This is a genomic window from Paraburkholderia lebeckiae, assembly GCF_050436225.1.
Lineage (GTDB): Bacteria > Pseudomonadota > Gammaproteobacteria > Burkholderiales > Burkholderiaceae > Paraburkholderia > Paraburkholderia tuberum.
The window spans coordinates 2216376-2242259 of record NZ_JBNDLU010000001.1; the positions used below are offsets into that span (position 1 = coordinate 2216376).

General features: G+C 65.0%; 25 protein-coding genes and 3 pseudogenes. 18 read left to right on the top strand and 10 right to left on the bottom strand.

What is annotated here, in order from left to right; genetic code table 11:
- The first annotated feature begins 194 nt into the window (after window positions 1–194).
- From phnC to OKW45_RS10350, 4 genes and pseudogenes are all read left to right on the top strand, one after another.
- Window positions 195–1112, top strand: coding sequence for a phosphonate ABC transporter ATP-binding protein (phnC, locus tag OKW45_RS10335; protein WP_429467799.1), 918 nt, complete (start codon window positions 195–197; stop codon window positions 1110–1112).
- A gap of 59 nt (window positions 1113–1171) precedes the next feature.
- Window positions 1172–2149 carry a phosphonate ABC transporter substrate-binding protein gene (gene phnD, locus OKW45_RS10340; RefSeq protein WP_018423454.1) on the top strand — a complete coding sequence of 326 codons (978 nt, stop codon included), beginning with the start codon at window positions 1172–1174 and terminating at the stop codon, window positions 2147–2149.
- The gene (gene phnE / locus OKW45_RS10345; RefSeq protein ID WP_429467802.1) at window positions 2146–2985 is read left to right on the top strand and encodes a phosphonate ABC transporter, permease protein PhnE; all 840 of its coding nucleotides are present in this window, start codon (window positions 2146–2148) and stop codon (window positions 2983–2985) included. The genes phnD and phnE overlap by 4 nt, the downstream gene beginning before the upstream one ends.
- Window positions 2986–3047: 62 nt before the next feature.
- Window positions 3048–3212 (top strand): annotated as a pseudogene (locus OKW45_RS10350) (EamA family transporter); the annotation flags it as partial.
- A gap of 66 nt (window positions 3213–3278) precedes the next feature.
- Here the strand turns inward: OKW45_RS10350 and OKW45_RS10355 are convergent.
- Window positions 3279–3623: a DUF4148 domain-containing protein gene (locus OKW45_RS10355; protein ID WP_018423457.1), complete on the bottom strand. Its 345-nt coding sequence runs from the start codon at window positions 3621–3623 to the stop codon at window positions 3279–3281.
- Window positions 3624–3878: 255 nt separating this feature from the next.
- Here OKW45_RS10355 and OKW45_RS10360 point away from each other — a divergent pair, with 255 nt between their 5' ends.
- Both OKW45_RS10360 and OKW45_RS10365 read left to right on the top strand, forming a co-directional pair.
- Window positions 3879–4406: a thioesterase family protein gene (locus OKW45_RS10360; RefSeq protein WP_429467804.1), complete on the top strand. Its 528-nt coding sequence runs from the start codon at window positions 3879–3881 to the stop codon at window positions 4404–4406.
- A 2-nt stretch (window positions 4407–4408) separates the two neighbouring features.
- Window positions 4409–5425, top strand: a complete 1017-nt coding sequence (locus OKW45_RS10365; protein WP_429467807.1) for an alpha/beta hydrolase — start codon at window positions 4409–4411, stop codon at window positions 5423–5425.
- 41 nt (window positions 5426–5466) lie between these two features.
- Here OKW45_RS10365 and OKW45_RS10370 read toward each other — a convergent pair whose 3' ends face one another.
- On the bottom strand, window positions 5467–6429 hold the full coding sequence (locus OKW45_RS10370) for a response regulator (RefSeq protein ID WP_429467810.1): 963 nt from the start codon (window positions 6427–6429) through the stop codon (window positions 5467–5469).
- Window positions 6430–6988: 559 nt separating this feature from the next.
- On the opposite strand from OKW45_RS10370, the gene OKW45_RS10375 reads away from it, so the two are divergent.
- Complete coding sequence (locus tag OKW45_RS10375) at window positions 6989–7816, top strand: hypothetical protein (protein ID WP_429467812.1); 828 nt, start codon at window positions 6989–6991, stop codon at window positions 7814–7816.
- Between the two features lie 12 nt (window positions 7817–7828).
- On the opposite strand, the gene OKW45_RS10380 is transcribed toward OKW45_RS10375, so the two are convergent.
- On the bottom strand, window positions 7829–8503 hold the full coding sequence (locus tag OKW45_RS10380) for an HAD family hydrolase (protein ID WP_018423463.1): 675 nt from the start codon (window positions 8501–8503) through the stop codon (window positions 7829–7831).
- Window positions 8504–8599: 96 nt separating this feature from the next.
- Here OKW45_RS10380 and OKW45_RS10385 point away from each other — a divergent pair.
- A pseudogene (locus OKW45_RS10385) lies at window positions 8600–8827 on the top strand (porin); the annotation flags it as partial.
- Here OKW45_RS10385 and OKW45_RS10390 read toward each other — a convergent pair.
- Window positions 8746–8952: pseudogene (locus tag OKW45_RS10390) on the bottom strand (LysR family transcriptional regulator); the annotation flags it as partial. The pseudogenes OKW45_RS10385 and OKW45_RS10390 sit on opposite strands and share 82 nt — an antisense overlap.
- A 120-nt stretch (window positions 8953–9072) precedes the next feature.
- Between OKW45_RS10390 and OKW45_RS10395 the strand changes: the two are divergent.
- Both OKW45_RS10395 and OKW45_RS10400 read left to right on the top strand, forming a co-directional pair.
- Entirely contained in the window at window positions 9073–9825 is a 753-nt protein-coding gene (locus tag OKW45_RS10395) for a TerC family protein (protein WP_429467815.1), read from the top strand.
- 7 nt (window positions 9826–9832) lie between these two features.
- Window positions 9833–10093, top strand: coding sequence for a TFIIB-type zinc ribbon-containing protein (locus OKW45_RS10400; RefSeq protein WP_429467817.1), 261 nt, complete (start codon window positions 9833–9835; stop codon window positions 10091–10093).
- 47 nt (window positions 10094–10140) lie between these two features.
- On the opposite strand, the gene OKW45_RS10405 is transcribed toward OKW45_RS10400, so the two are convergent.
- From OKW45_RS10405 to OKW45_RS10420, 4 genes are read right to left on the bottom strand one after another with little or no spacing between them, the layout of a single operon-like run.
- Complete coding sequence (locus OKW45_RS10405; protein ID WP_429467820.1) at window positions 10141–10782, bottom strand: DUF2894 domain-containing protein; 642 nt, start codon at window positions 10780–10782, stop codon at window positions 10141–10143.
- A complete protein-coding gene (locus tag OKW45_RS10410; RefSeq protein ID WP_018423468.1) occupies window positions 10775–11428 on the bottom strand; it encodes an OmpA family protein in 654 nt (217 codons plus the stop codon). Before OKW45_RS10410 ends, OKW45_RS10405 begins: the two co-directional genes overlap by 8 nt.
- A complete protein-coding gene (locus tag OKW45_RS10415) occupies window positions 11425–13782 on the bottom strand; it encodes a DUF802 domain-containing protein (protein WP_429467823.1) in 2358 nt (785 codons plus the stop codon). Before OKW45_RS10415 ends, OKW45_RS10410 begins: the two co-directional genes overlap by 4 nt.
- A 10-nt stretch (window positions 13783–13792) precedes the next feature.
- The gene (locus tag OKW45_RS10420) at window positions 13793–14665 is read right to left on the bottom strand and encodes a DUF3348 domain-containing protein (RefSeq protein WP_429467826.1); all 873 of its coding nucleotides are present in this window, start codon (window positions 14663–14665) and stop codon (window positions 13793–13795) included.
- 254 nt (window positions 14666–14919) lie between these two features.
- Here OKW45_RS10420 and OKW45_RS10425 point away from each other — a divergent pair, with 254 nt between their 5' ends.
- Window positions 14920–16152, top strand: a complete 1233-nt coding sequence (locus tag OKW45_RS10425) for an NAD(P)/FAD-dependent oxidoreductase (protein WP_018423471.1) — start codon at window positions 14920–14922, stop codon at window positions 16150–16152.
- A gap of 174 nt (window positions 16153–16326) precedes the next feature.
- On the opposite strand, the gene mctP is transcribed toward OKW45_RS10425, so the two are convergent.
- A complete protein-coding gene (gene mctP, locus OKW45_RS10430) occupies window positions 16327–17808 on the bottom strand; it encodes a monocarboxylate uptake permease MctP (protein ID WP_429467827.1) in 1482 nt (493 codons plus the stop codon).
- The gene (locus OKW45_RS10435; protein ID WP_429467829.1) at window positions 17805–18002 is read right to left on the bottom strand and encodes a DUF3311 domain-containing protein; all 198 of its coding nucleotides are present in this window, start codon (window positions 18000–18002) and stop codon (window positions 17805–17807) included. Before OKW45_RS10435 ends, mctP begins: the two co-directional genes overlap by 4 nt.
- Window positions 18003–18242: 240 nt before the next feature.
- On the opposite strand from OKW45_RS10435, the gene OKW45_RS10440 reads away from it, so the two are divergent.
- The 7 genes from OKW45_RS10440 (at window position 18243) to OKW45_RS10470 (ending at window position 25861) form a co-directional block, all read left to right on the top strand.
- Window positions 18243–19658 carry a cache domain-containing protein gene (locus OKW45_RS10440; RefSeq protein WP_429467831.1) on the top strand — a complete coding sequence of 472 codons (1416 nt, stop codon included), beginning with the start codon at window positions 18243–18245 and terminating at the stop codon, window positions 19656–19658.
- A complete protein-coding gene (locus tag OKW45_RS10445) occupies window positions 19655–20308 on the top strand; it encodes a response regulator (RefSeq protein ID WP_429467833.1) in 654 nt (217 codons plus the stop codon). The genes OKW45_RS10440 and OKW45_RS10445 overlap by 4 nt, the downstream gene beginning before the upstream one ends.
- A 50-nt stretch (window positions 20309–20358) precedes the next feature.
- Window positions 20359–20901, top strand: a complete 543-nt coding sequence (locus tag OKW45_RS10450; RefSeq protein WP_429467836.1) for a hypothetical protein — start codon at window positions 20359–20361, stop codon at window positions 20899–20901.
- Between the two features lie 143 nt (window positions 20902–21044).
- Window positions 21045–23027 (top strand): arylsulfatase, encoded by a 1983-nt coding sequence (locus OKW45_RS10455; protein WP_429467839.1) that lies wholly within the window; start codon window positions 21045–21047, stop codon window positions 23025–23027.
- A gap of 7 nt (window positions 23028–23034) precedes the next feature.
- Window positions 23035–24123, top strand: coding sequence for a formylglycine-generating enzyme family protein (locus OKW45_RS10460; RefSeq protein WP_429467841.1), 1089 nt, complete (start codon window positions 23035–23037; stop codon window positions 24121–24123).
- Window positions 24120–24914 (top strand): MetQ/NlpA family lipoprotein, encoded by a 795-nt coding sequence (locus tag OKW45_RS10465; RefSeq protein WP_429467843.1) that lies wholly within the window; start codon window positions 24120–24122, stop codon window positions 24912–24914. The genes OKW45_RS10460 and OKW45_RS10465 overlap by 4 nt, the downstream gene beginning before the upstream one ends.
- Window positions 24908–25861 carry a hypothetical protein gene (locus OKW45_RS10470; protein ID WP_429467846.1) on the top strand — a complete coding sequence of 318 codons (954 nt, stop codon included), beginning with the start codon at window positions 24908–24910 and terminating at the stop codon, window positions 25859–25861. Before OKW45_RS10465 ends, OKW45_RS10470 begins: the two co-directional genes overlap by 7 nt.
- The last annotated feature ends 23 nt before the right edge of the window (window positions 25862–25884 follow it).

The following is a 25884-nucleotide window of genomic DNA, read 5'->3' on the forward strand; positions in this document are numbered from 1 at the left end:
GTCACTTTCCGTTCGAATCATTGACTTCGCTCTGACTTCGTTTTGCCATCCTGACGACACATGACACAGCGGAAAACGCGACGCACAAAGATGTAATCGTCTAGACGTTACGATGCCTTCACTCAACCGTCACAGTCGCTTCCTAGAATGGGCCCACACCTGCCGGCAGTGGCCGGATGCAAGAGGGAATACAGATGGAAGCGATCCGTGAAGCTATTCGAATCGAACGTTTGAGCAAGACGTTCGGTAACGGCCGCAAAGTGCTCGACGAAATCGATCTGCGCGTCGCGCCCGGTGAAATGGTCGCGCTGATCGGCGCGTCGGGCTCGGGAAAATCGACGTTGCTGCGGCATATCGCGGGCTTTACCGCGTCGGACGCGCAGCCGTCGCAAATCGAGATTCTCGGCCGGCCGATCCAGCAGAACGGCCGCATCGTGCGCGAGGTGCGCAGCATTCGCCGCGACATCGGCTTCGTGTTCCAGCAGTTCAATCTGGTGAACCGACTGTCGGTCGAAACCAACGTGCTGATCGGCGCGCTCGCGCGCCTGCCGTGGTGGCGACGTCTCTCCGGCCGCTTCCCGCGCGAGGAACACGCGCTGTCGCGGGCCGCGCTGCACGAGGTCGGGATCGGCGAACATGCGCGCGAGCGGGCCGCGAACCTGTCGGGCGGTCAACAGCAACGTGCCGCGCTCGCACGGGCGCTCGTGCAACGTGCGCAAATCGTGCTCGCCGACGAGCCGATCGCCTCGCTCGATCCCGAGTCGTCGCGCCGCGTGATGGAAATGCTGCGAGCGCTGAACGTCGAGCACCGGATCACGGTGCTGGTGTCGCTGCATCAGGTCGACGTCGCGATGCAGTACTGCCCGCGCACGGTCGCGCTGCGTCACGGCAAGGTGGTCTACGACGGCCCTTCCAGTGCGCTGACACCGGCGTTGCTAAAGAAACTCTACGGCGGCGATGCGCGCGAACTGCTCGACGACGCGACACACGACGCAGACGAAACTCACGACGCGCCTGACGCCCCCGACACCGCCGCCGCGCCCACGCGGCCGGACAGCGGCCCCGCCGCCGCGCGCTACGCTTTCGCGTTGAACGCCGCGCCGTCGAACTGAACCGCGCACGCTGTCGTGCGCTTTTGATTCTCTCCGTCCACTCCACCGGATCTCAACCGATGAAATTCCTGCGCTCCCTGATCACGCTCGCGGCCGGCGCTGCCGCTTTCGCCTGCATCGCCGCGGCCCACGCCGAGGACGTCAACCTCGGGATCATCTCGACCGATTCGTCGGCGGTGCTCAAGCAACGCTGGGAACCGCTGATCGATGACATGAAGAAACAGACCGGCCTGAACGTGAAGGCATTCTTCGCGACCGATTACGCGGGCATCATCGAAGGCATGCGCTTCAACAAGGTGCAGGTCGGCTATTTCGGCAACGCGTCGGCGATCGAAGCCGTCGATCGTTCGGGTGGCGAAGTATTCGCGAAAGCGCAGCACGCGAACGGCGACAGCGGCTACTACTCGCTGCTGATCACCAACGTGAACAGCCGCTTCAAGACGCTCGACGACGTGTTCAAGGACACGAAGAGCGTGACGCTCGGTTTCGGCGATCCGAACTCGACGTCGGGCACGCTGGTGCCTGGCTACTACCTGTTCGCGAAGCACAACGCGCCGGTCAACACGTCGTTCAAGAGCGTGCTGCCGTCGAGCCACGAAGCGAATCTGCTGGCCGTCGTCAACAACAAGATCGACATCGCGACCAACAACAGCATGATGATGGAAACGCTCAAGCGCGAGCATCCGGACAAGTTCGCGCAGGTGCGCGTGCTGTGGACCTCGCCGCTGATTCCTTCGGACCCGCTCGTGTGGCGCAAGGATCTGCCGCAAGCGACGAAGGACAAGCTGCGCAAGTTCTTCCTGAACTACGCGAAAACCGATTTGCACGAAAAAGCGGTGATGGCCGGCATCACCGAGTACAGCGGCTTCGAGGCATCGTCGGATCGGCAACTGCTGCCGATTCGCGAGATCGTGCTGTTCCAGCAGAAGCAGAAGATCGAGAACGATGCACATCTGTCCGATAGCGACCGCAAGACGCAATTGGCCGCCCTCGACGCGAAGCTGAGCGCGCTCAGCAACGCACAGTCGAAGCAATGAACACGGCCGATCTGATCACGTCGCCTGCGCGCGCTAGCGAAGCGCAGGCCGCGCAGGCGGCGCAGGCGAAAGATCGTGCCGGCAAGCGAAGCTGGTGGTCGTTGCTCGGCTGGATCGCGGTGCTCGCCGTGCTCGGCGGCGCGTGGCACGGCGCCGACATGCGTCCGCTCGATCTGCTCAGCGACTCCGCCAACATGGGCCAGTTCGCGGCGGACTTCTTCCCGCCCGACTTCACCGAGTGGCGCAGCTACGTGCAGGAGATGTACGTGACATTGGCGGTCGCAATCTGGGGTACCGCGCTCTCCCTCGTCTGCGCGGTTCCATTTGGCCTGATGTCAGCGAACAATCTCGCGCCGCAGTGGGTCGTGCAGCCGATGCGCCGCCTGATGGACGCGTGCCGCGCGATCAACGAAATGGTCTTCGCGATGCTGTTCATCGTCGCGGTCGGCCTCGGGCCGTTCGCCGGCGTGCTCGCGCTGTGGGTACATACGACGGGCGTGCTCGCCAAACTGTTCGCAGAAGCGGTCGAGGCGATCGATCCGCGCCCGGCCGAAGGCGTGCGCGCAACCGGCGCGACGCGCCTCGACGAAATCGTCTATGCGGTGCTGCCGCAAGTGCTGCCGCTGTGGATCTCGTACGCGCTGTATCGCTTCGAGTCGAACGTGCGCTCGGCGATGGTGGTCGGCATGGTCGGCGCGGGCGGCATCGGCGTCGTGCTGTACGAAGCGATCCGCTCGTTCAACTATGCGCAGACGGCCGCGGTGATGATCATGGTGATCGTCGTCGTGACGGTGATCGATCTCGGCTCGGCGTGGCTGCGTGAACGGGTGATCTGAGGACGGCGCGCGCCGCGCGCGGGGCACTGAGCGGCCGGATTCAAAACGCCATTCCGGCCTTGTTGCTGCCGCTGCCGGCGCTGGCCGCGTGGCCGTATATCGTTGCGTCGGCAGTGCTCGAATGGGGCTATCTGCTCGCGCTGATTCGCGCGTACAGAAGCGGCGATTTCGGTCAGGTCTATCCGATTGCGCGCGGTCTTTCGCCGATGCTCGTGTTCATCGGGGCCGCTCGTCAGATTCGACGGCATCGCGTTGCTGCACTTCGGAAGTGACGTTAGTTGCACATGCTGCAATCAACGCGTGTAATTCACCACCGGCACGGAATACGAAGTCGGCGCGAAATCGGTGCGGCCACTGCGCTGCGACGAACCATTCGCCGGCGCACCGTAGCCGCTGTTCTGCGCAGCCTGGTTTTGCGCCGCGACCTTTGCTTCGGCTGCCTGAATATTGGCCGGATAGTCGATCACGTTCGCGTTGGACGGGTCGTAACCGGCCTTTTCGAGCTGGCTCAGTTCGGCGCGCACCTGCGCGCGCGAGATCGGCTGATTGGCCTGGTTCGACTGGGCAAACGCCGCGAGCGGAGCGGCAATGAGAGCGGCGATAACCCCTGCTTCGATCAGCGACCTGATGGACTTCATGATTTCCAGCCTCCAGAAATGGCTTCATGCGATTGCCGCGGAGCCTTGCGTGACCGATAAGCCATCCGCAGCGTTGACGCCAGTTTAGGAGCCGGTCAGGCCACGTAGTAAGCCCTGAACCATGAATTCACTTTTGCTGTAACGATCACAATTCGTGGCGACCACGTTCCAGCGCAGCCTCATCGCGATGAACTACACTGATGACGCCCAACGACGCGCCGCAGCCATCGCATTCGATCGAGGAGATAGACGCTCATGTCGCATCCCGTTACCCTGCCGTCTTACCGCGACAGCGTGCGCGCCGAATGGGTCGATTACAACGGTCACATGCGCGACGCGTTCTACCTGCTGATCTTCAGTCTCGCGGCCGACGGGCTGATCGATCTGATCGGCCTGCCCGATGTTGTGCGCAAAGAGCGGCATCGATCGATCTACACGCTCGAAGCGCATCTCAACTATCTGCATGAAATCAAACAAGGCACGCAGGTGCGTGTCGACATGCGCGTGCTCGGCTGCGACGCGAAACGTATTCACGTGTACTTCGAAATGTTTGCGCTGGACACGACGCAAAGCCAACGCAGCGGCCCCGTCGCCGCGGCCGAGCAGATGCTGCTGCACGTCGATACCAGCGGACCGCGCGGCATTGCTTTCGATCCGGACGTCGAAGCGCGTGTACACGAACTCGCGCAAGCCCATGCGGCATTGCCGCCGGCGCGTTTCGCGGGACGTGTGATCGCTTTGCGATGCGCAGCGCAAACGGGACGCACTACTCAAACGGAGTGACCATGCTAGAGCCGGAAATCGCCGCCTTTATCGAACGAGCGAGCGCGCTCTATCCATCGCATCACGCGGCGATGACGCCGCGCGAGCAGCGCGAGCTGTATGACCGCTACGCCGCGACGTTGACGCCGCCACTGCCCAGCGAACTCACCACACGGGACGCAAGCTTTCGCACCGACGCGGGCCATGCGATCCCGCTACGGCTCTACCGGCATCCAGCGAAGGCAAGCGAACACGGCACGATCCGCGGCACGGTGCTGTATTTTCATGGCGGCGGCTTCGTGCTCGGCTCGCTGAACAGTCATCAGATGGTGACGGCGCGCCTCGCCGCCGACACCGGCCTCGACGTCATCGCGGTCGACTACCGGCTCGCGCCTGAGCATCGCGCGCCGGCCGCGCACGACGACTGCCTCGAGATCACGCGTGCCGCGTTGAACCACCGCCTGCCTTTCGACCTCCCAGAGCGCGTCGCATTGCAACTCGCGGGCGATAGCGCCGGCGGCACGCTCGCGGCAAGCGTCGCGCTACGCCTGCGTGACGAATGTGCGAGCGGGGTGCGCGGCATCGCGCTTGTCTATCCGATGCTCGGCACCGAGCCGCAATTGCCTGCGCGCGACACCGAGTCCGATGCGCCGATGCTGACGCTCGCGGACGTGCATAAGTTTCGCAACGCGTACTGGGGAACAAGCGGGGGAACAAGCGGAGGAAACAACGGGGAAAAGACCGGGGAAAGAGGCGAAGAAAACGCCGACCCCACGCCCGGCCCCGCATGGACGATCCCACTCGCCGCAACCCGCTTCGACGGATTGCCGCCGACGCTGGCCATCGGCGCCGAGCACGACCCCCTACGCGACGACGCGCGGGTGTTCGTCGAGCGGATTTGCGAAGCTGGTGGAGATGCCCGGCTGCTGATCGGCACGGGGCTCGTGCATGGATGCTGGCGCGCGCTTGAAACGAGCCCCGGCGTGCAGGCCATGCACAGGGCTGTATGCGAATTTCTCCGCGAACACGCACGCCATTAGCGCGGCGATATGCACCGCCGCGCCCGGCGCGTTATCGCGGCTCAGCGATTGCGGTTGCCGCGCCACTGCGCGAACGTGACGAGATCGAGGCCGACCTCGGCCGGCTCTATGCGGGTCCAGCCGAAGAACGCGTCGTCCCAACCAGGAATGCTTTGGGGCGTCAGTGACCGGAACTTCATGCCGGCACGATACGCGAGGTCCGGCCAGAACAGCGGCATCACCTCGCGCGTGGCGAGCTGGCGCAGCAGATCGGACGGGCCACCCTCGTCGGCGACGATCTCGCCCTGCGAGATCCAGTCGTTCTCGGCCCACGCGACGAACACGCTCGGATTGCCGGCGGCGTCGAACATCAGGATCACGTTCTGCTCGGGCCGCCAGTAATACTCGACGATGCCCCGAGCGGCCACCACTTCGTCGATCACCTTGCGCGTGCGCGGATCGCAGTAGGTCATGCCGTTTTCGCCGAGCGCGAGCCAGCCCGACTCCGCGCAATGGCGGCTTTTGGCGTCCTTCAGGAAGTGCGTGAGGCGATTGGCCGAATCCGCGTCGGTCTTGCGCAGGTACAGGTCGACGATGCCGGCGTTGAACGCCTTCACCGCGACGGTTTCATCGGCGACGCCGGTGAGCAACACCTTCGCGCAACGCAGGTGCGAGATCGACGACAGAAACTCGACGCCGCCGATGCCCGGCATGTCGTAGTCGACGACGACCGCCGCCACTTCCTCGAAGCGCGACGGCTGCGCGACGATGTCGCGCTCGGCCGAGGTCTCGACGAAACGCTCGACTCCCGGTTCGCTCAGACACGCCGACGCCGCCGCGAATTCGAGCGAATTCTCGCGTGCGTGCTGGCGGATATAGCTGAGGGCCGCTTGCGGACGCGTGAAAAACAGGTTCGTGTAGGTGCCCGGGAAGAAACGGCGGAGCGCGTCGAGGTAGCTGTCGTTGTCGTCGACGAACACCACTGTGGACGGGTAAAAAACGGGAGGTCGAATAAAGTTGTTCATATCTTCACGTGTTTCTCACGCCGCCGCGAATGCCCCCGACCGACCGGTCGGTCGATCTGGCGTTTCGCCAAGCGACTGCCCAAGGAATGCCGGGCGATGCCTCGCCCGCGGGTCCGCATGATCAATGGGTTCTTGTCGCTACTACCGGTCACCGCCTGCCGTCGCTGTTCGCGCCGCTATCGACGCTGGTCGCGCGTCTCGGGTGGCGCAGCCTGGCGCGGGCCTGCCGGCATGTGCGCTGCGAGCCAGTCGCTGCAAGGTCGCTGCAAGTCGCTTTCACACGCCGGATAATCGAACCGTGGCTGCCGGTCATCTGCAATGGTTCGTATAGTACAGGCTCCGCGCATTGGCGGCACAACTTAAATCGCATTCCTGCAGGCGCCGGCCGCGCAAATGCGGGGGACTAATTGGTCGAAAAAGAAAATCGCGGCACGCGGAAAAAATGTCGGCTTCCGTCGTGCCGGCGAATCGCTTTAGCGGCAAGCGCGCGCCGTTCGTGCCAGGTCCGTTCGGACATCAATCATCATGACGCGCCGCAATATGCCAACAAGAAGCGTCGATGTCGAAATGGTCGTTTATCATCAGTCAATCGCAGTTGTTTAATGGTTGTTGCTTAGATATGACGAATACCGGCAAGATGATGATAGTCGGGCTGCTCGTGGTCGATGCGGGCGTCGCCGGTTATCTGCTTTACCCCAAGGACGATCAGGCGCCGGCCGTGACCGGCGCGGTGACCCGCAGCGTCACCGGCGCGGTGGAATCGGAACCGCAGACCGATGCGACGCGTGCCACTGGCGCCAGCGTGAGGCCTGCGCAACCCGTGAGCCCGCCCGCGCCGCAATCGGCGCTGCCGCAGATGGAGTCGGCCACTCCGGCTCCGGGAGCCGCTCAGGCACCTGCTGCGGCGCCCGCCCCCGCCCCGTCCCTGCCCGCCACAGCGGCCGCGCCCGTGCCGAGCGTCACGCTCCAGTCGAGTCAGACCGCGAGCGGCCGCATCGATAACGCAGCGCCGGCCGCAGGCGCGCACGCCCCCTCGAAGTCGCAGTCGTACGCCCAGCAAAAAGCTCAACCAAGGCCGCAGTACGGGCCGCGCATCGAGCAGACCCAGGCCCGCCGGCGCGACGACACGCACCCGAATGGCGCCAACCCCGTCGCCGCAATGCTGACGGACCAACTGGTCAAGGAATCGGCGAAACCCGACCCGTCGCTGCCGATGCCGTCCGGCGTCACCGTGCCGTTGCAGTCTGACAATCCCCCGGCGGCTGGCGCGGGTAGCGGCCGCGGCACGAACCCGGTCGCGTCGGCGATGACCGATCGGCTGGTCCGCGAATCGTCGAAGGTGGGACCGACGCAGCCCGCCTCGGAGCCGCCGATCATCAAACCCTGAGCGACGCGGGGCTCACGGCCGCGACGCCACCTCGTCGAGGTGCGCGAGCAGATCGGCCGGATCGTCGTAGACGCGCAATGCCCCCGCGCGCTCCAGTTCCTCGGTGCCATAGCCACCCGACAGCAGGCCGACACCGAGCGAGCGGCAGCGGCGGGCCGCAAGCATGTCCCAGATGCTGTCGCCGACCACGACCGTGTGCTCGATCGACACGCCGAGTCGCTCGGCCGCGGCGAGGAAGAGGTCGGGATCGGGCTTCGCGTATTTGACGTCGTCGCGCGTGACGACCACCGCCTTTGCCGGATCGACGCCGAGCGCCGCCAGATTCAGCGCGGCGGTTTCCATCCGCCCGCTCGTCGCGACGGCCCACGGCGTGCCGGCCTGTGTCAGCGCGTCGAGCAGTTCGCGCGCGCCCGGCAGCGGACAGACCTGGGCGCGCATCCGCTGATAGGCGGCCGCATGCGCGTGCCGCAGCCGTTCGGCGCGTTCGACGCTGATCTCGCCGTGTGTCTCACGCAGCAACTGGTCCGTGAACAGCCCACCGCTCATGCCGATCTTGCGATGGATACGCCAGACGGACAGCGGGATACCTTCGCTGTCGAGCGCCTCTTTCCACGCCAGCACGTGCTGATAGACGCTGTCGACGAGCGTGCCGTCTAGGTCGAAAAGAAAGGATGTCTGGATACGCATGCTGGCCTCCGGTGATGATGGGTTCAGTCACTATGCCATGTGTCGATGAAACGGCCAGGGCAGCTCGTCGCCCCTGACGACGCTCACGGCCTCTACACGATGTGCGCAAGCGTCTGCGACGCGTACACCTTCACGCATGGCGCCTATAACGGCTCGTCACCTGCACGGAACAGCGCGATGCTGCAAACCGACTACGCGCTCAGCAAGCGCACCGACTTCTACCTCGAAGGCGTGTACCAGAACGCGCGCGGCGCGCCGGCCGATTCGGTGTTGTCGCACGCGGCGCCGCGCCCGGCCGGCTTCAACAGCTGGCGCCCAAGCGCTTTCTCGAGCTCGCGCACCTGCGCGCTGATCGTCTGCACGGCCATGTCGAGCCGCCCGGCCGCGCGCGCAAAGCCGCCCTCCTTCACGACGATCCAGAAGTAGTACAGGTGACGATAGTTGAGCATGCTGATCCGATACTTCGAAAAAACCGAAACGTCGTTCAGGTTATCACCGGTTCATTCGAACCGCGAATAGGCCCATGATGGCTGTTCCGTCGCTCGCGGCGCACTCGATTCCGTCACCTCATGGACTCCCTGTTCGCACTCGTTGCCGATCCCGCCGCGTGGGCCGCGCTCGTCACGCTGATCGTGATGGAGGTCGTGCTCGGCATCGATAACCTGATCTTCATTTCGATCCTCAGCAACCGCTTGCCGGAAGCGCAACGCGCGCGCACGCAACGCATCGGGCTGCTGCTCGCGCTGGTGATGCGGCTGCTTCTGCTCAGCACCATCGCGTGGATCACGAAGCTGACCGCGGTCGTGTTTACGCTGTTCGATCATGGCTTTTCGTGGCGCGATCTGATCCTCGTCGGCGGCGGCCTGTTCCTCGTGTGGAAGGCGACCACAGAAATCCGTCAGCACATGATCCCCGATGACGAAGTCGCCGCGAAAACCAGCTCGACCGTGCAGTTGACCGTGGCGGCGGCGATCGGCCAGATCATCCTGCTCGACCTCGTGTTTTCCGTCGACAGCATCATCACCGCGGTCGGCATGACCGAGCACCTGCCGATCATGTTCGTCGCGGTGATCGTGTCGATCATGGTGATGCTGTTCGCGGCGCAGCCGCTCGCGCGCTTCATCGATCGCAATCCGACCATCGTGATGCTGGCGCTGAGCTTCCTGCCCGTGATCGGCATGACACTGATCGCCGATGGCTTCGGCTCGCACGTTCCGAAGGCGTATATCTATGCGGCGATGGCGTTTTCCGCGTTCGTCGAGGCGATGAATATGCTCGCGCGGCGCGCGAAAACGAAACGTCTGGCAAGCAGCGAGGAGTGATGCTGCGATGAAATGCCCAGTCTGCGAAACGACCGATCTGCTGATGACCGAGCGCCGCTCGATCGAAATCGATTACTGTCCGGACTGCCGAGGCGTATGGCTCGATCGCGGCGAACTGGACAAGTTGATTGCGCAGGATGACGACGACGGCTCGCGGCGCGGCGAGCGTGCCCTGGAAAGCGAGCGGCAGCGTTACGAGGAGCGTCGCGATGAACATCGCGGGTATAAAAAGAAGCGCTCAATTTTCGATGTGTTCGACTTCGACTGAACGCTTCGGCGGCTTGGCGCACGCAAATTCCAACCGCCGTTAGCGCATCAGCGCGCCTTCTTGCGAACGCCCTTGCCGGTCGTCGCGGCGCGCGGCGCTTCCTTCTCGACCGGTGCGCCGCCGTTCATCTGCTCGAGCCACGACAGCGTATCGACATACGACAGAAACTGCTTCAGATATTCCGGCGACAGCTCGCGCATCAACGACAGCGCGCGATGCACGAGGCTGCTCGAATTGAGCGGCCCCGCGTTGCCTGGCACCTGCGCGAGCGACTGGCGCAACTGCTTTTCGGTGCGGACTTTGGACCAGACTTCGCGGAAGTAGTCGACTGCGGGCAGATCGGGATAGGCGGCGGCGTGCGGAGCATCGGCGCGCGCGTGGTGGCGGGCGAGGCGTTCGATCAGCGCCGCGAGCGTGGCGTCGTTGGCCGCGTTTGCCGCGTTGGCTTCGCCGGACGTGGCTTGCGACGCGCTCTCGTCCGCAGCGGCGCGCTCGACCTCGGCCGTATATTCGGCCAGCAGTCCTGCCAATCGTTGCTCGAGCACTCGTCGCGGCTCGCCGCTGTGCTGTGCCGCGCGCCGCGTAAGCGCGTCGAGCAGATGAAAGCGCACCGGATCGAGCCGCGCCGCGCCGCTCGCGCGCCATGCATCGAGCCTCGCGCGAACCGCGTGGATCGCGTCGTCAGACACCGGACTTCTCCGCTGCCGCCGCACTCGACGGCCGCGGCACCGGCGCGATTTCGACGCGGCGGTTTTTCGCGCGGCCGGGTTCGTCGGCATTCGAACTGACCGGCTGCTCCGAGCCGAACGCCGCCGCAAACACCGACGACGCCGACACGCCCTCGTCGATCAGCGTGCGCGTGACCGTCAACGCGCGCTGCGCCGACAGCTCCCAGTTATCGGCGAAGCGTCGATTGCCTTCGCGCAGGCGTTGATCGTCGGTGAAGCCGCTGACCATCAGAATCTGATCGCTCGCGCGCAGATACGCGGACAGCGGCCCGGCGAGACTCTTCAGCAGCGCGCGACCCTCGGGCTGCAGCTGGGCGGAGTTCAGCGCGAACAGCACGTTGCCGCTAATGCCGATGCGCCCATTGACGAGGGTCACGCGCCCCGCCGCGAGCGGTCCCGCGAGTGCCTGTTCGAGCGTCTTGCGGCGCTGCGTTTCAGCCTGGCGCTGCTTGACCTCCTGCTCGAGCTTGCTCGACAGTTCGAGCTGCACGCCGATCACGCTGACCAGAATCAGCACGAACGCGCCGACCAGCACCGACATCAGATCGCCGAACGCGGCCCAGATCGGCGCGGAGGTTTCCACGCCGCCGTCGATGTCCTCGCTCATACCGCGTCGGCTCCGGCGGTCGCGCGCTGCGCGGCCAGCAACTGCAGGTCTTCGACGATCTGCTTCTGCGACATCACGCTGAGGTCGACCACGTCACGCGCCTGCGCGACGTAGTAGGCGAGCTGTTCGTCGCTGCGCGCGAGCGATTTGTCGAGCGCTGCTTCGATGCGTTCGAGATGTGCGACGAGCTTGTCGTTCGCTTCGCCAAACGCGTGCACGGCCGCGCCGAATGCTTCGCCGAGGCTCGCGACTTCGACCGCGCTGCCGGTGACCTGCGCGGCGACCGTGCCGAGCTTGCCGGTCTCGTGCTCGAGGTGTTCGGTGAAGCGATTGCCGACGCGTTCGAGCAGACCCGCCGACGTCGAGACCAAGGCATCGACGGCCGTGCGTTGCTCGGTCGACGCGTGGTTGACTGCGTCGAGCAGCGTCTCCAGCGTGGCGAGCAGACGACTGCGCTCTTCGAGCATCGCGGTGTCGCGGACCATGCTGTCCGAGAGCTTCTGGCGCAGCTCCGCGACGACTTCGGCAGCGGCCTTCGGCGCTTCCGACGCCGCTTGCACGAGGCGCTCGATTTCGGCGATCGTCGCGCTGGCATGCGTTTGCGTCTGCGCGGAGATATCGCGTGCGGTTTGCGCGAGTGCGTCGCAGATTTGCTGCTGACGGGTCGCGGTTTGCGAACCCGTTTGCTGCCATTGTTCGTTGAGTTTTGCGGTCATCGCACCGAGCGCTTCGGTCCATGCGGCGAAGCGCTGTTCGTCGCGTGCGGCGAGTTCGGCTTGCAGGTTTGTTGCCGCCTTCGGTGCTTCAGCCGCGGCTTGAACCAGTCGATCGATTTCCGCGATCGTCGCGCTGGCATGCGTGTGCGTCTGCATGGAGATATCGCGTGCCGTTTGCGCAAGCGCGTCGCAGATCTGCTGCTGATGGCTGGCGGCTTGCGCACCGCTCTGCTGCCATTGTTCGCTGAGCTTCGCACCCATCGCGTCGAGCGCCTCGGCCCACGCGCCCAAACGCTGCTCGTCGCGCGAGCTCAGTTCGGTCTGCAAGTTCGCATGCGAGCTACCGACCGCGCTCAGCAACGCCGCGGCATGCTGCTCGAACGTCGCGGCGGCGCGCGCCAACGCCTGTTCGTTGTTGGCGGCGAGTTTGTCGCCCGCGCTTTGCTGCTGAGCCAACGCGTCGCCCCAGGCCTGCGACATGCCGCTCGCCGTCGCTTCGAGCCGCGCGGACACGCCGTCGAGCAGCGCGACCGAGCGCTGTTCGAACGCTTCGGCAACGCGTTCGACCGAAGCACGCTGTTGCGCGGCCAACTCGTCGCTCGCCTGCCGATGTCCGGCGAGCGCGCTGTGGCAAATCTCGGCGACGTTCGCGCTGGTCGCCGCGAACCCGCTCGACATGCCGTCGAGCTGGCGCTGCACGGCCTGGGTGACCGCGTCGTGCAACGCGGCGGTTTCGCGCGAGAGGCCGGCCATCGTCGCTTCGACGACCGGTTGCAGGGCCCTGCCGGCGGCCTGCGCGCTGCCGGCCACGCTGTCCTTCAGCGACTGCTCGATCACACCGGCGAGACGCAGATAGGCGGCTTCGGTGCGGCCGTAAAACGCGTCGAGGCTTGCGATCTGCCGCTCGTTCGACGCGGCGCTCTGCTGTTCGAGCGCGCTCATCATCGTCTGCAGACGTTCGACCAGCAGCGGCGTCGCTTCGGCCTGGCGTTGCAGCAGCCGGAGGCTTTCTTCGCGCTGATGGCTCTGCGAGTAGACGCGCAAAGTCGTCGCGATCTTCGCGTCGAGCTGTTGCGCCGCTTCGAGCCGCTCGCGGCGGGACAGCGCGGACAGCAGCCCGAGCATCGCGGACGTCGCGACACCCGCGATCGACGTGCCGAACGCGAAGCCCAACCCCTTGACCGGCGCGGCCAGCGATGCGCGGATCGCCTGCAGGTCGCTCGCGCTCTCCAGCGCAAGGCCGGTGCCGCGCAGCGTCATTACCATGCCGAGCAGCGTGCCGAGCATGCCGAGCAGCACCAGCAGACCGACCAGATACGGCGTCAGCGCGGGTCCCGGCAACGCGACGCGCTCGCCCTCGACGCGCAGCCGCACGCTATTGCGCAGACTCGGATGGACAGCTTCGAGAAACGCGGCGAGGCTCGGCGGTGGTCCGGACAACGCGGCGAGCGCGCCCGTCAGCGTGGCGGTCGCCTGACCATAGCGGCGCAATTCGAGCGCGCCTAGCACGTAGAAGACGCCGATCAGCAGCGTGACGGCGAACGCGAGCGGATTGGAAGCGGCATAGCCGACGGCGATCCAGCACGCCGCGGAGAGCCCCGCGAGAAATACAACGAAATCGATACGATATCTGGACATGGGGTCCCGGTTAGCAGGCGCGAAGAGCCGCGAGCAGCCCTTCGACCGGTTGAAAACGAACCTCCAGCTCGGCCAGCAAAACGCTCTGCATGTCCTTGCGGAAGAAGTCGAGCCACGCGTCGGACGCGAGCGGCACGGCAGCGTTGCCGCCATCGGTCGACTTGGCGAGTCGGGTGGCCGCGGTGCTTGCGTTGACGTGAGCCAAGGCTCCGACTTCGGCCGACTGCTGTCGCGTGGGATCGGCATCGGCGGCAACTTCGGTCGCTGCTTCCGCCTCCGCCAACCTCCGCTTCTCGCCCTCGCGCAAGCGCTCGAAGTGCCCGCCGAGCAACCCGGGCACCGCGCCGAGCAAAGTCCGCTCGCGCTCGCCGAGCGCACGCTCCATCACCGCATCGACGACCGCGAGCCGCGCGAGCGACGGCGCCTGCGTCGCCAGCAGCGCGCGCAGCCGGCCACGCAACGTGCCGATCGCCGTTTCCATCGACTGCTGAAGCGCTAGATAGCGCTGTCGAAACACCGCGTAGTCGGCCTGCGTGTCGACCGCCACGCGCGGCGCCGACATCCGGGCGGACGACGGCGACAAGCCACGCCGCCGTGAGCCGGCGAGCACGCTATCGCTGGCGATTGCGCTCACCAGCGAGCGGCGCACGCGCGTGCACTCTTCCTCTTCCGCACGGCCGAACGCCCGTGCGCCACCAGCGACGGACGGCGGCTTGCCATCCAGCGCCGACGACAACGCGATCGCGTCGGTCCAGCCGAGCCACTGGCTCAGCCGATCCGCCAGCGATTGTCGCGATTCGGCGACGTCGGCCTCGGCGAGACGGGCCAGTAAGCGAACGAGCGCAGGCCCAGTGATGGCGCTGCGCTGAGGGGCTTGGAACATACCACCGGACGCAAAAAAGTCAGCAGTTTACACGCTGCCGCCAGCGAGTCCGAATTCGCTCGCTCGATCGTGCGTCGAAAGACACGGTTTTGCCCGATCGAAGCTGGTATTCGCGCGTTTTTCCCGAGCGCGGTTTTTTGCCAATAGCGAAGCGGACCTATCCCTGTATAAGATGAAAGCTGGCGCCTCGCTGCGCACTGGAACACGGCGGAGCGTCGACAACACACAGAACACAAGCAAGGCGGACAGGGAGCATGAAATTCGATACCGTGGTGCTTGGCGCCGGCATTGTCGGGGTATGCATCGCCGTGCATCTGCAGAAACGCGGCCGCGCGGTCGCGCTGATCGACCGTAAGCAGCCGGGCAACGAAACGTCGTTCGGCAACGCCGGGCTGATCCAGCGCGAAGGCGTCTATCCGTACGCGTTTCCGCGCGGGCTCGGCACCCTGCTGCGCTACGCGCGCAACCAGTCGCCCGACGTGCGCTATCACGCCGACGCGATGCTGCAGGTCGCGCCGTTCCTGTGGCGCTACTGGCGCAACTCGCATCCGGCGAAGCACGCGGAAATCGCGAAGTCGTACGCGACGCTGATTGAGCATTGTGTCAGCGAACATCGCGCGCTTGCCGCGGACGCCGGCGCCAGCCCGCTGCTACGGCCGATCGGCTGGATCAAGGTGTTTCGCCATGCCGCCGCGCGCGACGCCGAAACCATCCTCGCCGAACAGTGGCATCGCGAGTACGGTGTCGAGTTCGAAACGCTCGACGCGCCGCGCCTGCAACAGCTCGAACCCGATCTCGACAAGCGTCTGCAAGGCGGGCTGCACTATCCGCAATCCGATTCGGTCAGCGATCCGAACGCGCTCGTCACCGCATACGCGCGGTACTTCGAAGCGCTCGGCGGACGGTTCTTCATCGGCGATGCCGATACGCTGCGTGAAGGCTGGCAGGTCGAGACGCGGGACGGGGCGATCACGGCCGCGTCGGCGGTGATCGCGCTCGGACCGTGGTCGGATCGCGCGAGCACGCGGCTCGGGTATCGGCTGCCGCTCGCGGTCAAGCGCGGCTATCACATGCACTACGCGCCGCGTCGGACCGCGCGGCTCAACCATCCGATTCTCGACGTCGAACACGGCTATGTGCTCGCGCCGATGGCGCGCGGCATCCGTTTGACCACGGGCGCCGAAATCGCGCGACCCGAGGCGGCCAAGACGCCGGTGCAACTCGACGCGGTCGAGCCGATCGCGCGCACGCTGTTTCCGCTCGGCGAACGTCTGGATGCCGAACCGTGGATGGGACGCCGCCCGTGCACGCCGGACATGATGCCGATCATCGGGCCCGCGACGAAACATCAGGGACTGTGGTTCGCGTTCGGCCATGCGCATCATGGTCTGACGCTCGGACCGGTGACGGGGCGGCTGATCGCCGAGATGATGACCGGCGAGCAGACGCTGGTCGATCCGCGGCCGTTTCGAGTCGAGCGGTTTTAGCCGGATGGTCTGAGGCCCGCTCGAAATCTCCGCCTTCATCGCGCAGTTATCGTCATCTCACGCTAAAGCCACCTCACGGCACGCCCCCAACCAGGCCGCCAGCCGTCGAAACAATCAAAAAACGCCGCGGGCCAACAGCCCGCGGCGTTCTTCATCGAGCCGGACAACCGTCGATCAGGCCGTCACGGCAGCCCGTCGCGGCGACACTGCCGACACCGCGAAACTCACGACGATATTCGCGACGAGCGCGATCAGGCCGATATACAGCGGATAGTTCTCGTGGCCGAAATGCAGGCCGTACACCGGCTTGAGCCCTTGCGAAATCGCGAGGCCCGTGCCGAGCACGATACCGACGAGCCAGCCGAGGAACAGACCCGGCGTGTTCAGACGGCGCGTGTACAGCGTGAACACGATGGCCGGGAAAATCTGCAGAATCCACACGCCGCCGAGCAGTTGCAGATCGATCGCGTACTGCGTCGGCAGGAACACGATGAACAGCAGCGCCCCGAACTTGACGACCAGCGAAACGATCTTCGCATTGGCTGCCTCGGCCTCGGGCGAGATGTTCGGCGACACCAGCGGACGCCACAGATTACGCGTGAACAGATTCGCCGCGCCGATCGACATGATCGCGGCCGGCACCAGCGCGCTGATCGCAATCGCGGCGGCCGCGAAACCGACGAACCACGACGGGAACAGCGTGCCGAACAGGGTCGGCACCACGTCGCTTGCCGACTTCACGTTCACGCCAGCGGCGATCGCCATATAGCCGAGCAGCGCGATCAGGCCGAGCAGCACCGTGTAGGCAGGCAGGAAGATCGCGTTCTTGCGCACCGTCTTTGCCGACGCCGACGACAGCACCGCCGTCATCGTATGCGGATACATGAACGCGGCGAGCGCCGAGCCGAGTGCGAGCGATGCGAACGCCGTGTACTGATTCGGCTTCAGCAGGATACCGGTCGCGCCGCCCTTCGCCTGGAAGTGCGCATCGGCCAGTGCGAACACGTGCCCATAGCCGCCGAGCTTCACCGGAATCAGCCATACCGCCGCGATCACGACGATATAGATCATGATGTCCTTGACGAACGCGATCATCGCCGGCGCGCGCAGGCCGCTTGCATACGTATAGAGCGCGAGGATCACGAACGCGACGATCAACGGCAATTCGCCGCTGACGCCGAGCCCCTTGATCACGACCTGCATGCCCACGAGCTGCAGCGCGATATACGGCATCGTCGCGACGATGCCGGTCAGCGCGATGGCCGCCGGGAACCACTTGCCGCCGTACTCGCCGTGAACGTAGTCGGCCGCGGTGATGTGGTTCTTCGCGTGCGCAACCTTCCACAGCTTCGGCATCACCGCGAACACGAACGGATAAACGATGATCGTGTACGGCAGCGCGAAGAAGCCATACGCGCCCACCGAATAAACGAGCGCGGGCACCGCGATCACCGTATAGGCGGTATAGAAATCGCCGCCGACGAGGAACCACGAAATGACCGTGCCGAACTGCCGTCCGCCGAGACCCCACTCATGCAACTGCGTCAGATCGCCTCGTTTCCAGCGCGCCGCGAAAAAGCCGATCACCGTGACGAGCACGAAGAACGCGATGAAGACCGTCATCGCAACCGGGTTCACAGGATTCAGATCGCTCATTTGAGACCTCGATACACGATGTAAATCAGCAGCGAGGTCAACGGCACCCACAGAAACTGATACCAGTAGAAGAACGGAAAGCCCGCGAGCGGCGGATGCATATCGTTATAGAACGGCAGCCACAGCAGCGCGACATATGGGATCAGCAAAATAAGCCAGAGCCATGAACGGCCGGCCGAGGGGGAGGTCTCCACGAACGTCTCCTGAGTATTATCGACAGCGCGCGCGATGGTTCGTGCCCCGACGCGCGGATGCCCGGTTGCCTGAGGTCAGGCGGGAAATCGGGGAACGCCGCATACTCGCCCGCCAGGCCTTGCCCAGCGCGGTATGCGACGGGCATGTAGTATTCGCCTTCGCGCGCTTGCTTACAAGCGCGCAACTACGTAAGCCGTCTACGTAATAATACGTAGCCCGTTGACTGGCTTTTTTCAACGATGAAACTCAAAGCAAAGATTGTGCTGCTCGCGATCGTGCCCTTTCTGGCGGCGATCGCCAGCATCGAGACGGGCGTGCGCCGCGAAGCAACGGCGCTCGCCGAGCGGCAGCACGCGACCACGCAAGCCGCGTACATGGCGAGTAAGGAGATCGAGCTCAAGCACTACGTCGAGCTCGCGACCACCGCGATCGCGCCGCTCTACGAAGCCGGCGGCGACAACGCACGCGACGACGCGCTGCTGCGCACGCGTGCACTCGCGGTGCTCGAAAAGATGAATTTCGGCGAGGACGGCTACTTCTTCGTGTACGACCTGCACGGCCGCACGCTGATGCATCCGCGCGAGCCGGATCTGGTGGGTCGGGATCTGTGGTCGTTGCGCGATAGCCAGGGCACGCCGACGATCCAGCAGCTACTCGCCGCGGCCGCGCGCGGCGGCGGCTATGTGCGCTATCTGTGGCATCGGCCGTCGACCGGCAAGGAGGAGTCGAAACTCGGCTACGTGGTGCCACTCGAACGCTGGGGCTGGATGCTCGGCACCGGCATCTATCTCGACGACGTCGACACGACGCTCGCGCATATCGACGCCCAGGCCGCGGCCAATATCGATCGCACGATGAAGTGGATCGACGCGATCGCGGTGGCCGGCCTCGCGGTCATTGCGCTGTGCGCACTCGTGCTGAACGTGACCGAATATCGCAGCGCCGACGCGAAGCTGAAGCGGCTCGCGCAGCAGGTCGTCGAGTCGCAGGAAAACGAGCGAGCGCGCCTGTCGCGCGAATTGCACGACGGCATCAGCCAGATGATGGTGTCCGTGAAGCTGCTGCTCGAATCGGCGCTCGCGCGGCTCGAACGCGGCGACGCACGCGTGCCCGCCGCCGAGGCCGCCCTGTCCACCGGACTCACGCGGCTCGGCGATACGCTGCGCGAAGTCCGGCGCATTTCTCATGCGCTGCGTCCGTCGATGCTCGACGATCTCGGCGTCGCGGCCGCCCTCGAACAACTGACGCGCGAACTCGGCGACGAGTCCGGCATCGCGATCGGCTTCACGCAGATCGCGCATACGCATGCCGCCATGTTGCCCGACACGGTCAACACCGTGCTGTTTCGCATCGCCCAGGAAGCGCTGACGAACATCGTGCGACATGCGCAGGCGTCGAGCGCGGCGCTTGCGCTCGAAGTCTCGCGCGATGCGGTCACGCTGACGATCTCCGACAACGGCCGCGGCTTCGACGTGACCGAAGCATTCGTCGGCGGACGTGAAGGTGTCGGCCTGCGCAACATGCGCGAACGGCTCGAAGCGCTCGGCGGCACGCTGTCGCTGAACTCGCAGCCGGGACACACCGTCGTCAGCGCGCGCGTGCCACTGCCCACGACGCATGCAACTGTGCCGTCCCCGCAGGAACTCGCATCATGAACGACACGACCTCTCCTTCCATCGCGCGTCTGCTGCTCGTCGACGATCATCCGCTCGTGCGCGACGGTCTGCGCGCACGGCTCGAAGCAGTGCGCCACTTCGAAGTGGTCGGTGAAGCGGGCGACGCGCAGGAAGCGCTCGCGCTGGCCGAACGACAGGCGCCGCATCTGGCGCTGATGGATGTCGGCATGAAAAGCGGCATGAACGGCATTGCGTTGGCGGGCCTCTTTCACGAACGCTTTCCGGCGATTCGTGTGCTGATGCTGTCGATGCACGACAACCTCGAATACGTGACGCAGGCGGTGCGCGCGGGCGCAAGCGGCTACGTTCTGAAGGATTCGCCGGCGCTCGAAATCATTCAGGCGATCGGCGCGGTACTCGACGGCAAGACGTTCTTCAGCGCGGAGATCGGTACTCGACTGATCCAGGCGTCGGCGACGCAATCGCCGGTCGAACGCTTGACGCCGCGCGAGCGCGACATTCTCGATGCGCTTGCCGAGGGACTGTCGAGCAAGCAGATCGCGCAGCGCAACGATCTGTCGGTGCGAACCGTGGAGACGCATCGGCTCAATCTGAAGCGCAAGCTCGATATCGAAGGACAGGCCGAGTTGATCAAGTTCGCGGTCGAGAACCGGCGCAGCAAGCGTTAAGGTTCGCGGGCGCGCGATAATGGGCGGTCCACACCTGGAGCGACCACGACATGAAACGCGTGTTCGAACTGAGTCTTGCCGGTCTGATGATTTGCGCGGCCACGGCTCGCGTTCATGGCGAACCGGCGCGCGTCAATCGCGGCCACGATCCATTCCTGCAGATCTCCAAAGCGATCGCCGATTGCCCAACTCCGCTTGGCCCATTCGAAACCGAAAAGGAATGGCTCGACGATAGCCATTACAGAATAGAACGCGGCAATAGCTGCTGGATCGAAGGCCGTTGCCGTTTGCCGAACGCGTATCTGTACGACGCGGAAATCGCCGAGAGCGTGCAACGGCGTCTCGCGAATCTGAACGCCGCGACGCACTGGCGCGAGCAATCGACGCTATGGCTCACGCTGCAACGCCGCTTTATCTACGTCGAAGGCTGCGTCGCGCCGCGCTTCGACAAGAAGACTTTCCTCACCGAACTCGCCAAAACGGCGGACGTCGAGCGCGTGATCGACAACACGATCACCGATCCTCACGCCGCGCGGTTGCCGTACCGCACCCAGGCGGACCCGGACAAGCCCGTGCTCAATCCGGGCAATTAGCGCGGTAGATGGCGATGTCTTTGCCTCTGCCGTCTACTGCCTGCTATATCGACAAACGTCGATAGCAACGCAGAAATCGTTCGTTTGGCCTTTATGACGTCATTGCTAACATCAGCGGCCCTACCTGACGGTCCGCAATAACAATGACAACACTTCGATTTCGCCGTACCAACTTTCGCCCTACTTTGCGTCTCGGCGTGATCGGCGCCGCCGTCGCGAGCCTCGTCACGCTCGCCTCGTGCGGCGAAGACAACCTGCCGAGCGCGTCCGCCGCGTCGAGCGCCGCGCCCGCGTCCACGCCGGTCGTCGCGCAGAAGCGGCCGAACATCCTCTACATCATGGCCGATGACCTCGGCTACTCCGACATCCACGCGTTCGGGGGCGAAATCAACACGCCCAATCTCGATGCGCTGGTGCAAAGCGGTCGCATCCTGACGAATCACCACACGGGCACCGTCTGCGCGATCACGCGTTCGATGCTGATCTCGGGCACCGATCACCATCTGGTCGGCGAGGGCACGATGGGCGTGCCGACCGACGAGCGCAAAGGACTGCCGGGATACGAAGGCTATCTGAACGATCGCGCGCTATCGGTTGCGCAGTTGCTGAAAGACGGCGGCTATCACACGTACATGGCCGGCAAGTGGCACATCGGCTCGGGCATCGTCGGCAGCGCGACGGGCAGCGGGCAGACGCCGGACCAATGGGGCTTCGAGCACAGCTACGCGCTGCTCGGCGGCGCCGCGACCAATCACTTCGCGCACGAACTGGCCGGCTCGAAGAACTACACCGAAGACGGCAAGTACGTGCAACCCGGCCAGCCGGGACAACCCGGCGGCGTGGGCGGCAGCCCGGCGGTGTTCTACTCGACCGACTTCTACACGCAGCGCCTGATCTCCTACATCGATTCGAACAAGGGCGACGGCAAGCCGTTCTTCGCGTACGCGGCCTATACGTCACCGCACTGGCCGCTGCAGGTGCCCGATCCTTATCTGCACAACTACGTCGGCAAATACGATGCCGGTTATGACGCAATCCGCGACGCGCGTATCGCCCGGCAGAAAGCGCTCGGCATCATTGCGCAAGACTTCGTGCCGTTCGGCGGCGCGTCGGAGACGCTGGCCGCGAGCCCGGCCACCGCGAACAACGGCACCGCGAACGCGAAATACGTGAGCGCCGTGCACAGCGCCGTGCAAGGCTACACCGATTACGGCCCCGGCTATGTGGACAAGAAATGGGACAGCCTGTCGCCGGCCGAGAAGAAAGCGCAGGCCCGCTACATGGAAATCTACGCGGGCATGGTGGAGAACCTCGATCACAACATTGGCCTGCTGATCCAGCATCTGAAGGACATCGGCGAATACGACAACACGTTCATCGTGTTCCAGTCGGATAACGGCGCGGAGGGCTGGCCGATCGATTCCGGCGCGGACCCGACCGCCACCGACACGGCGAACGCGGCCGATCCGACCTACTCCCAGCTCGGCACCGACAACGGCAAGCAGAACGCGCAACGTCTGCAATACGGTTTGCGTTGGGCCGAAGTCAGCGCGACGCCATTCCGCTTGACCAAGGGTTATTCGGGCGAAGGCGGCGTGTCCACACCGTTGATCGTGCATTTGCCGGGCCAGACTTCGCAGAAGCCAACGCTGCGTGAATTCACGCACGTGACGGACAACACCGCGACGTTCCTCGCGGTCGCGCACATCGCGCCGCCGACCACGCCCGCACCCGCGCTGATCAACACGCTGACCGGCGTCGATCAGAACAAGGGCAAGGTGGTCTACAACAACCGCTACGTGTATCCGATCACCGGACAATCGCTGCTGCCGCAGCTCGAAGATCAGAGCACGGCGCCGGTGCATAGCGCGTCGTTCGGCGACGAAGCCTATGGCCGCGGTTATCTGCGCAGCGCCGACGGCCGCTGGAAAGCCCTGTGGACCGAACCGCCGCTCGGCCCCGTCGACGGTCACTGGCAGTTGTACGACATGAGCGCCGATCGCGGCGAAACGCAGGACGTGTCGGCGCAGAACCAGTCGATCATCGATGGTCTCGTGCAGCAGTGGAACGACTACATGACCAGCGTCGGCGGCGTCGAACCGTTGCGTCCGCGCGGCTACTACTGAGCACACGATGGCGTTTTCATTCAAGTTCAAAGGCGGCGTGGCGCTGTATGGCGCATATGGCGCGATCGCGGCGATCGCATTCGCCGCCGCGTTTGCCGCGCCTTCCATCAGTGCGGCGAGCGCGGCGGTATTCGGCGGTGGCCCGTCCAGCGCATTCGACAGCCAGAACCGCTCGCGTCCGCTCGCCGCGCTCGGCTCCGAACAGCAATGCGAGCGTTACTCGGGCCTGCCCGCGCGCTGGCGCGACGACCCGCAAGCCGGCATGGTGCATCTGCATGGTGGCGACTTCGTGTTCGGCAGCAAGCTCGGCTACGAAGACGAGCGCCCCGGCGACGGCAAGACGCACGTTGCCGGCTTCTGGATCGACCAGACCGACGTCACGAATGCGCAGTTCGCCGCGTTCGTGCGGGCGACCGGCTACGTGAGCGATGCGGAGCGTCAGGGCGGCGCGGTCGTTTTTCACACGCCGACGCGCGAAGAAATGAACGCGCGCGATCTCGCGTGGTGGAGTTGGGTCAAAGGCGCCGCATGGAATCATCCGACCGGTCCCGGCAGCACGCTCGACGGCCGGGTGAACCAACCGGTGACGATGGTCACGCAGGCCGATGCGCTCGCGTACGCACACTGGCTCGGCCGCGATCTGCCGACCGAAGCCGAATGGGAATACGCGGGCAAAGCCGGCCATGAAGGCGCGGACCTCGACACCGCGCCGCGCGACGCGCACGGCAAGCCAGGCGCGAACTACTGGCAAGGCGTGTTTCCGGTGCTCGACACTGGCGAGGACGGCCATGTCGGCCTTTCACCGGTCGGCTGCTATGCGGCGAACGACTTCAGGCTTTACGACATGATCGGCAATGCGTGGGAGTGGACCAAGGACGTGTACAGCGGTCCGCACCAGTCGCATACGAACGGCGATACTGCCGCCGTGACGCCAATCAGCCGCCGCCACGATACGCCGATGGTCATCAAAGGCGGCTCGTTCCTGTGCTCGCGCGACTACTGCGTCAGATATCGCGCGGCGTCGCGCGAGCAGCAGGAAGCCGATTTGCCGGCTTCGCATATCGGCTTTCGCACGGTGTCGAGGGATGCGTCATGAAGCGATATGCGATTGCCGCGCTTGCGCTCTCGGTGTTGCCTGCTTTCCTGCCTGTACTCTCGCACGCCGCCTCGCGGACGATCAGAGTCGGCGTGAGCTCGAGCGCGCAAGCCGAGATCATGAACGAAGTGCGCCGGGTCGCCGCGACCGAGGGTCTCGCGCTCGACGTCGTGGTGTTCGATCAGCCGTCGCGAATCGACGCAGCGCTCGCCGCGAAACAGATCGACGTCGCGAGCTTCGAAGACGAAGCCGCACTCGACGCACAGCGCAAACTGCATGGCTACGCACTGACGAGTGTGGCCACGACCGTCACGTTTCCGGTCGCGCTGTACTCGCGCAAGCTGACGAACCTCGCGCAATTGCAGCGCGGCGCGACGATCGCGATTCCCGACGACCCCGCCGGCACGGCACGCGCGCTGATCCTTCTGCAAAACGAAACGTTGCTGACGTTCCGCGACAACGCGGCCCTGCACGCGACGCTCGCCGACATCACGAGCAACCGCCTCCATCTGAAGATTCGCCGGGTACCGCGCGCGCGTCTGTACGACACGTTGAACAGCGTCGCGTTCGCGGTGATCGACAGCGACACAGCGGCGCACTCAGGTCTTCGTCCCGCTCGCGATGGTCTCAGTTTCGAAGACGCGCGCTCGCCGTATGCGAACGTGCTGACCGTGCGCGACAGCGATCGCCACAACGCATGGGTCGCGCAACTGGTCGCCGCCTATCATTCGAACGACGTCGCGCATTTCATCCTCACGCGTTATCAGGACTCGGTGCGTCGGCCGTGGTGAATACGTTTTCGTTTTCCTGCTCCGCGTGCGGTCGATGCTGCAACAGTCCCCCGTCGATGACGCTGGCGGAGTTGTTTCGCCATCGCAACCGGTTTATCGGCTGCCTCGCGATTGGACGCGTGGCGCGCAGGCGGTCCGGCGAAAGGCTGCGTGTCGGCCGACATGAAGCGGTGCTCGACGAAGCCGATTGCGCGGAGTTCGAGGCGCTGGCCGATACGCTGCTGTATCGCGCGGGCGACACCTTCAGCATCGTTGCGCAGGGCTTCGACTATCCGTCGCTCGCGCGCTGCCCGGCGCTGGCGGACGACGGGCGCTGCGCGATTCATCTGCAAGGCAAGCCGCTGACGTGCGAGGTGGTACCGCTCGACCCGCTCGTGCCGGACAGTCTGCAACACCTGGTATTGGCGGAACGCGGCGACAGCGCCGTCTATGTCGGAAGTGCATGCATTCAGGAAGGCAAACACGACGACGCGGCGTTGCTGGTCGACGAGAGCCGCATTGCCGATCCGCATGCTGAAGATGCGCTTGCGCGACGGCGTCGCGCGCTCGAACAGGAGCGCGCGATCTGGACGCAAGCCGTGTTCGACGCATTGCGCGCCGACCTGTTCGATTCACCCACCGCCCTCGCACGCATTCCCGCCGGCGGCTTTCTGACGATCTCGCTCGTGCCCGCCCTGCTGAGCGTCGCGGCAGCATCCTCGCGCTGCCGCGAGCGGTGCATCGACTATATCGACAGCCAGTTGGCGTTGATCGAACGCAGCATCGCGCAAGCTCTCACACGACGCCGGCTCGACGATCGTCCGGTCACGCAGCAACTGCGCGGCTTTGCCAATGCGTATCAACACGCCCAAGCGCGCCTCATCGATGCGGCTGCCGTTGAACACGACAACGGCAAGCGAGCCGCGCGGCCCGACATCGAAGCGTATCTGAGCAGCGCCGTTCATTGATCCGTCGGCGCCCCGATACGTTG

What these genes read in the sequence shown, in the direction of transcription:
- phnD (WP_018423454.1), top strand. Translation starts at nt 1,172, where the DNA reads ATGAAATTCCTGCGCTCCCTGATCACGCTCGCGGCCGGCGCTGCCGCT.
- OKW45_RS10365 (WP_429467807.1), top strand. Translation starts at nt 4,409, where the DNA reads ATGCTAGAGCCGGAAATCGCCGCCTTTATCGAACGAGCGAGCGCGCTC.
- OKW45_RS10360 (WP_429467804.1), top strand. Translation starts at nt 3,879, where the DNA reads ATGTCGCATCCCGTTACCCTGCCGTCTTACCGCGACAGCGTGCGCGCC.
- OKW45_RS10450 (WP_429467836.1), top strand. Translation starts at nt 20,359, where the DNA reads ATGAAACGCGTGTTCGAACTGAGTCTTGCCGGTCTGATGATTTGCGCG.
- OKW45_RS10370 (WP_429467810.1), bottom strand. Translation starts at nt 6,429, where the DNA reads ATGAACAACTTTATTCGACCTCCCGTTTTTTACCCGTCCACAGTGGTG.
- OKW45_RS10355 (WP_018423457.1), bottom strand. Translation starts at nt 3,623, where the DNA reads ATGAAGTCCATCAGGTCGCTGATCGAAGCAGGGGTTATCGCCGCTCTC.
- phnE (WP_429467802.1), top strand. Translation starts at nt 2,146, where the DNA reads ATGAACACGGCCGATCTGATCACGTCGCCTGCGCGCGCTAGCGAAGCG.
- OKW45_RS10380 (WP_018423463.1), bottom strand. Translation starts at nt 8,503, where the DNA reads ATGCGTATCCAGACATCCTTTCTTTTCGACCTAGACGGCACGCTCGTC.
- OKW45_RS10465 (WP_429467843.1), top strand. Translation starts at nt 24,120, where the DNA reads ATGAAGCGATATGCGATTGCCGCGCTTGCGCTCTCGGTGTTGCCTGCT.
- phnC (WP_429467799.1), top strand. Translation starts at nt 195, where the DNA reads ATGGAAGCGATCCGTGAAGCTATTCGAATCGAACGTTTGAGCAAGACG.
- OKW45_RS10455 (WP_429467839.1), top strand. Translation starts at nt 21,045, where the DNA reads ATGACAACACTTCGATTTCGCCGTACCAACTTTCGCCCTACTTTGCGT.
- OKW45_RS10400 (WP_429467817.1), top strand. Translation starts at nt 9,833, where the DNA reads ATGAAATGCCCAGTCTGCGAAACGACCGATCTGCTGATGACCGAGCGC.
- OKW45_RS10375 (WP_429467812.1), top strand. Translation starts at nt 6,989, where the DNA reads ATGTCGAAATGGTCGTTTATCATCAGTCAATCGCAGTTGTTTAATGGT.
- OKW45_RS10410 (WP_018423468.1), bottom strand. Translation starts at nt 11,428, where the DNA reads ATGAGCGAGGACATCGACGGCGGCGTGGAAACCTCCGCGCCGATCTGG.
- OKW45_RS10395 (WP_429467815.1), top strand. Translation starts at nt 9,073, where the DNA reads ATGGACTCCCTGTTCGCACTCGTTGCCGATCCCGCCGCGTGGGCCGCG.
- OKW45_RS10425 (WP_018423471.1), top strand. Translation starts at nt 14,920, where the DNA reads ATGAAATTCGATACCGTGGTGCTTGGCGCCGGCATTGTCGGGGTATGC.
- OKW45_RS10415 (WP_429467823.1), bottom strand. Translation starts at nt 13,782, where the DNA reads ATGTCCAGATATCGTATCGATTTCGTTGTATTTCTCGCGGGGCTCTCC.
- OKW45_RS10445 (WP_429467833.1), top strand. Translation starts at nt 19,655, where the DNA reads ATGAACGACACGACCTCTCCTTCCATCGCGCGTCTGCTGCTCGTCGAC.
- mctP (WP_429467827.1), bottom strand. Translation starts at nt 17,808, where the DNA reads ATGAGCGATCTGAATCCTGTGAACCCGGTTGCGATGACGGTCTTCATC.
- OKW45_RS10440 (WP_429467831.1), top strand. Translation starts at nt 18,243, where the DNA reads ATGAAACTCAAAGCAAAGATTGTGCTGCTCGCGATCGTGCCCTTTCTG.
- OKW45_RS10460 (WP_429467841.1), top strand. Translation starts at nt 23,035, where the DNA reads ATGGCGTTTTCATTCAAGTTCAAAGGCGGCGTGGCGCTGTATGGCGCA.
- OKW45_RS10420 (WP_429467826.1), bottom strand. Translation starts at nt 14,665, where the DNA reads ATGTTCCAAGCCCCTCAGCGCAGCGCCATCACTGGGCCTGCGCTCGTT.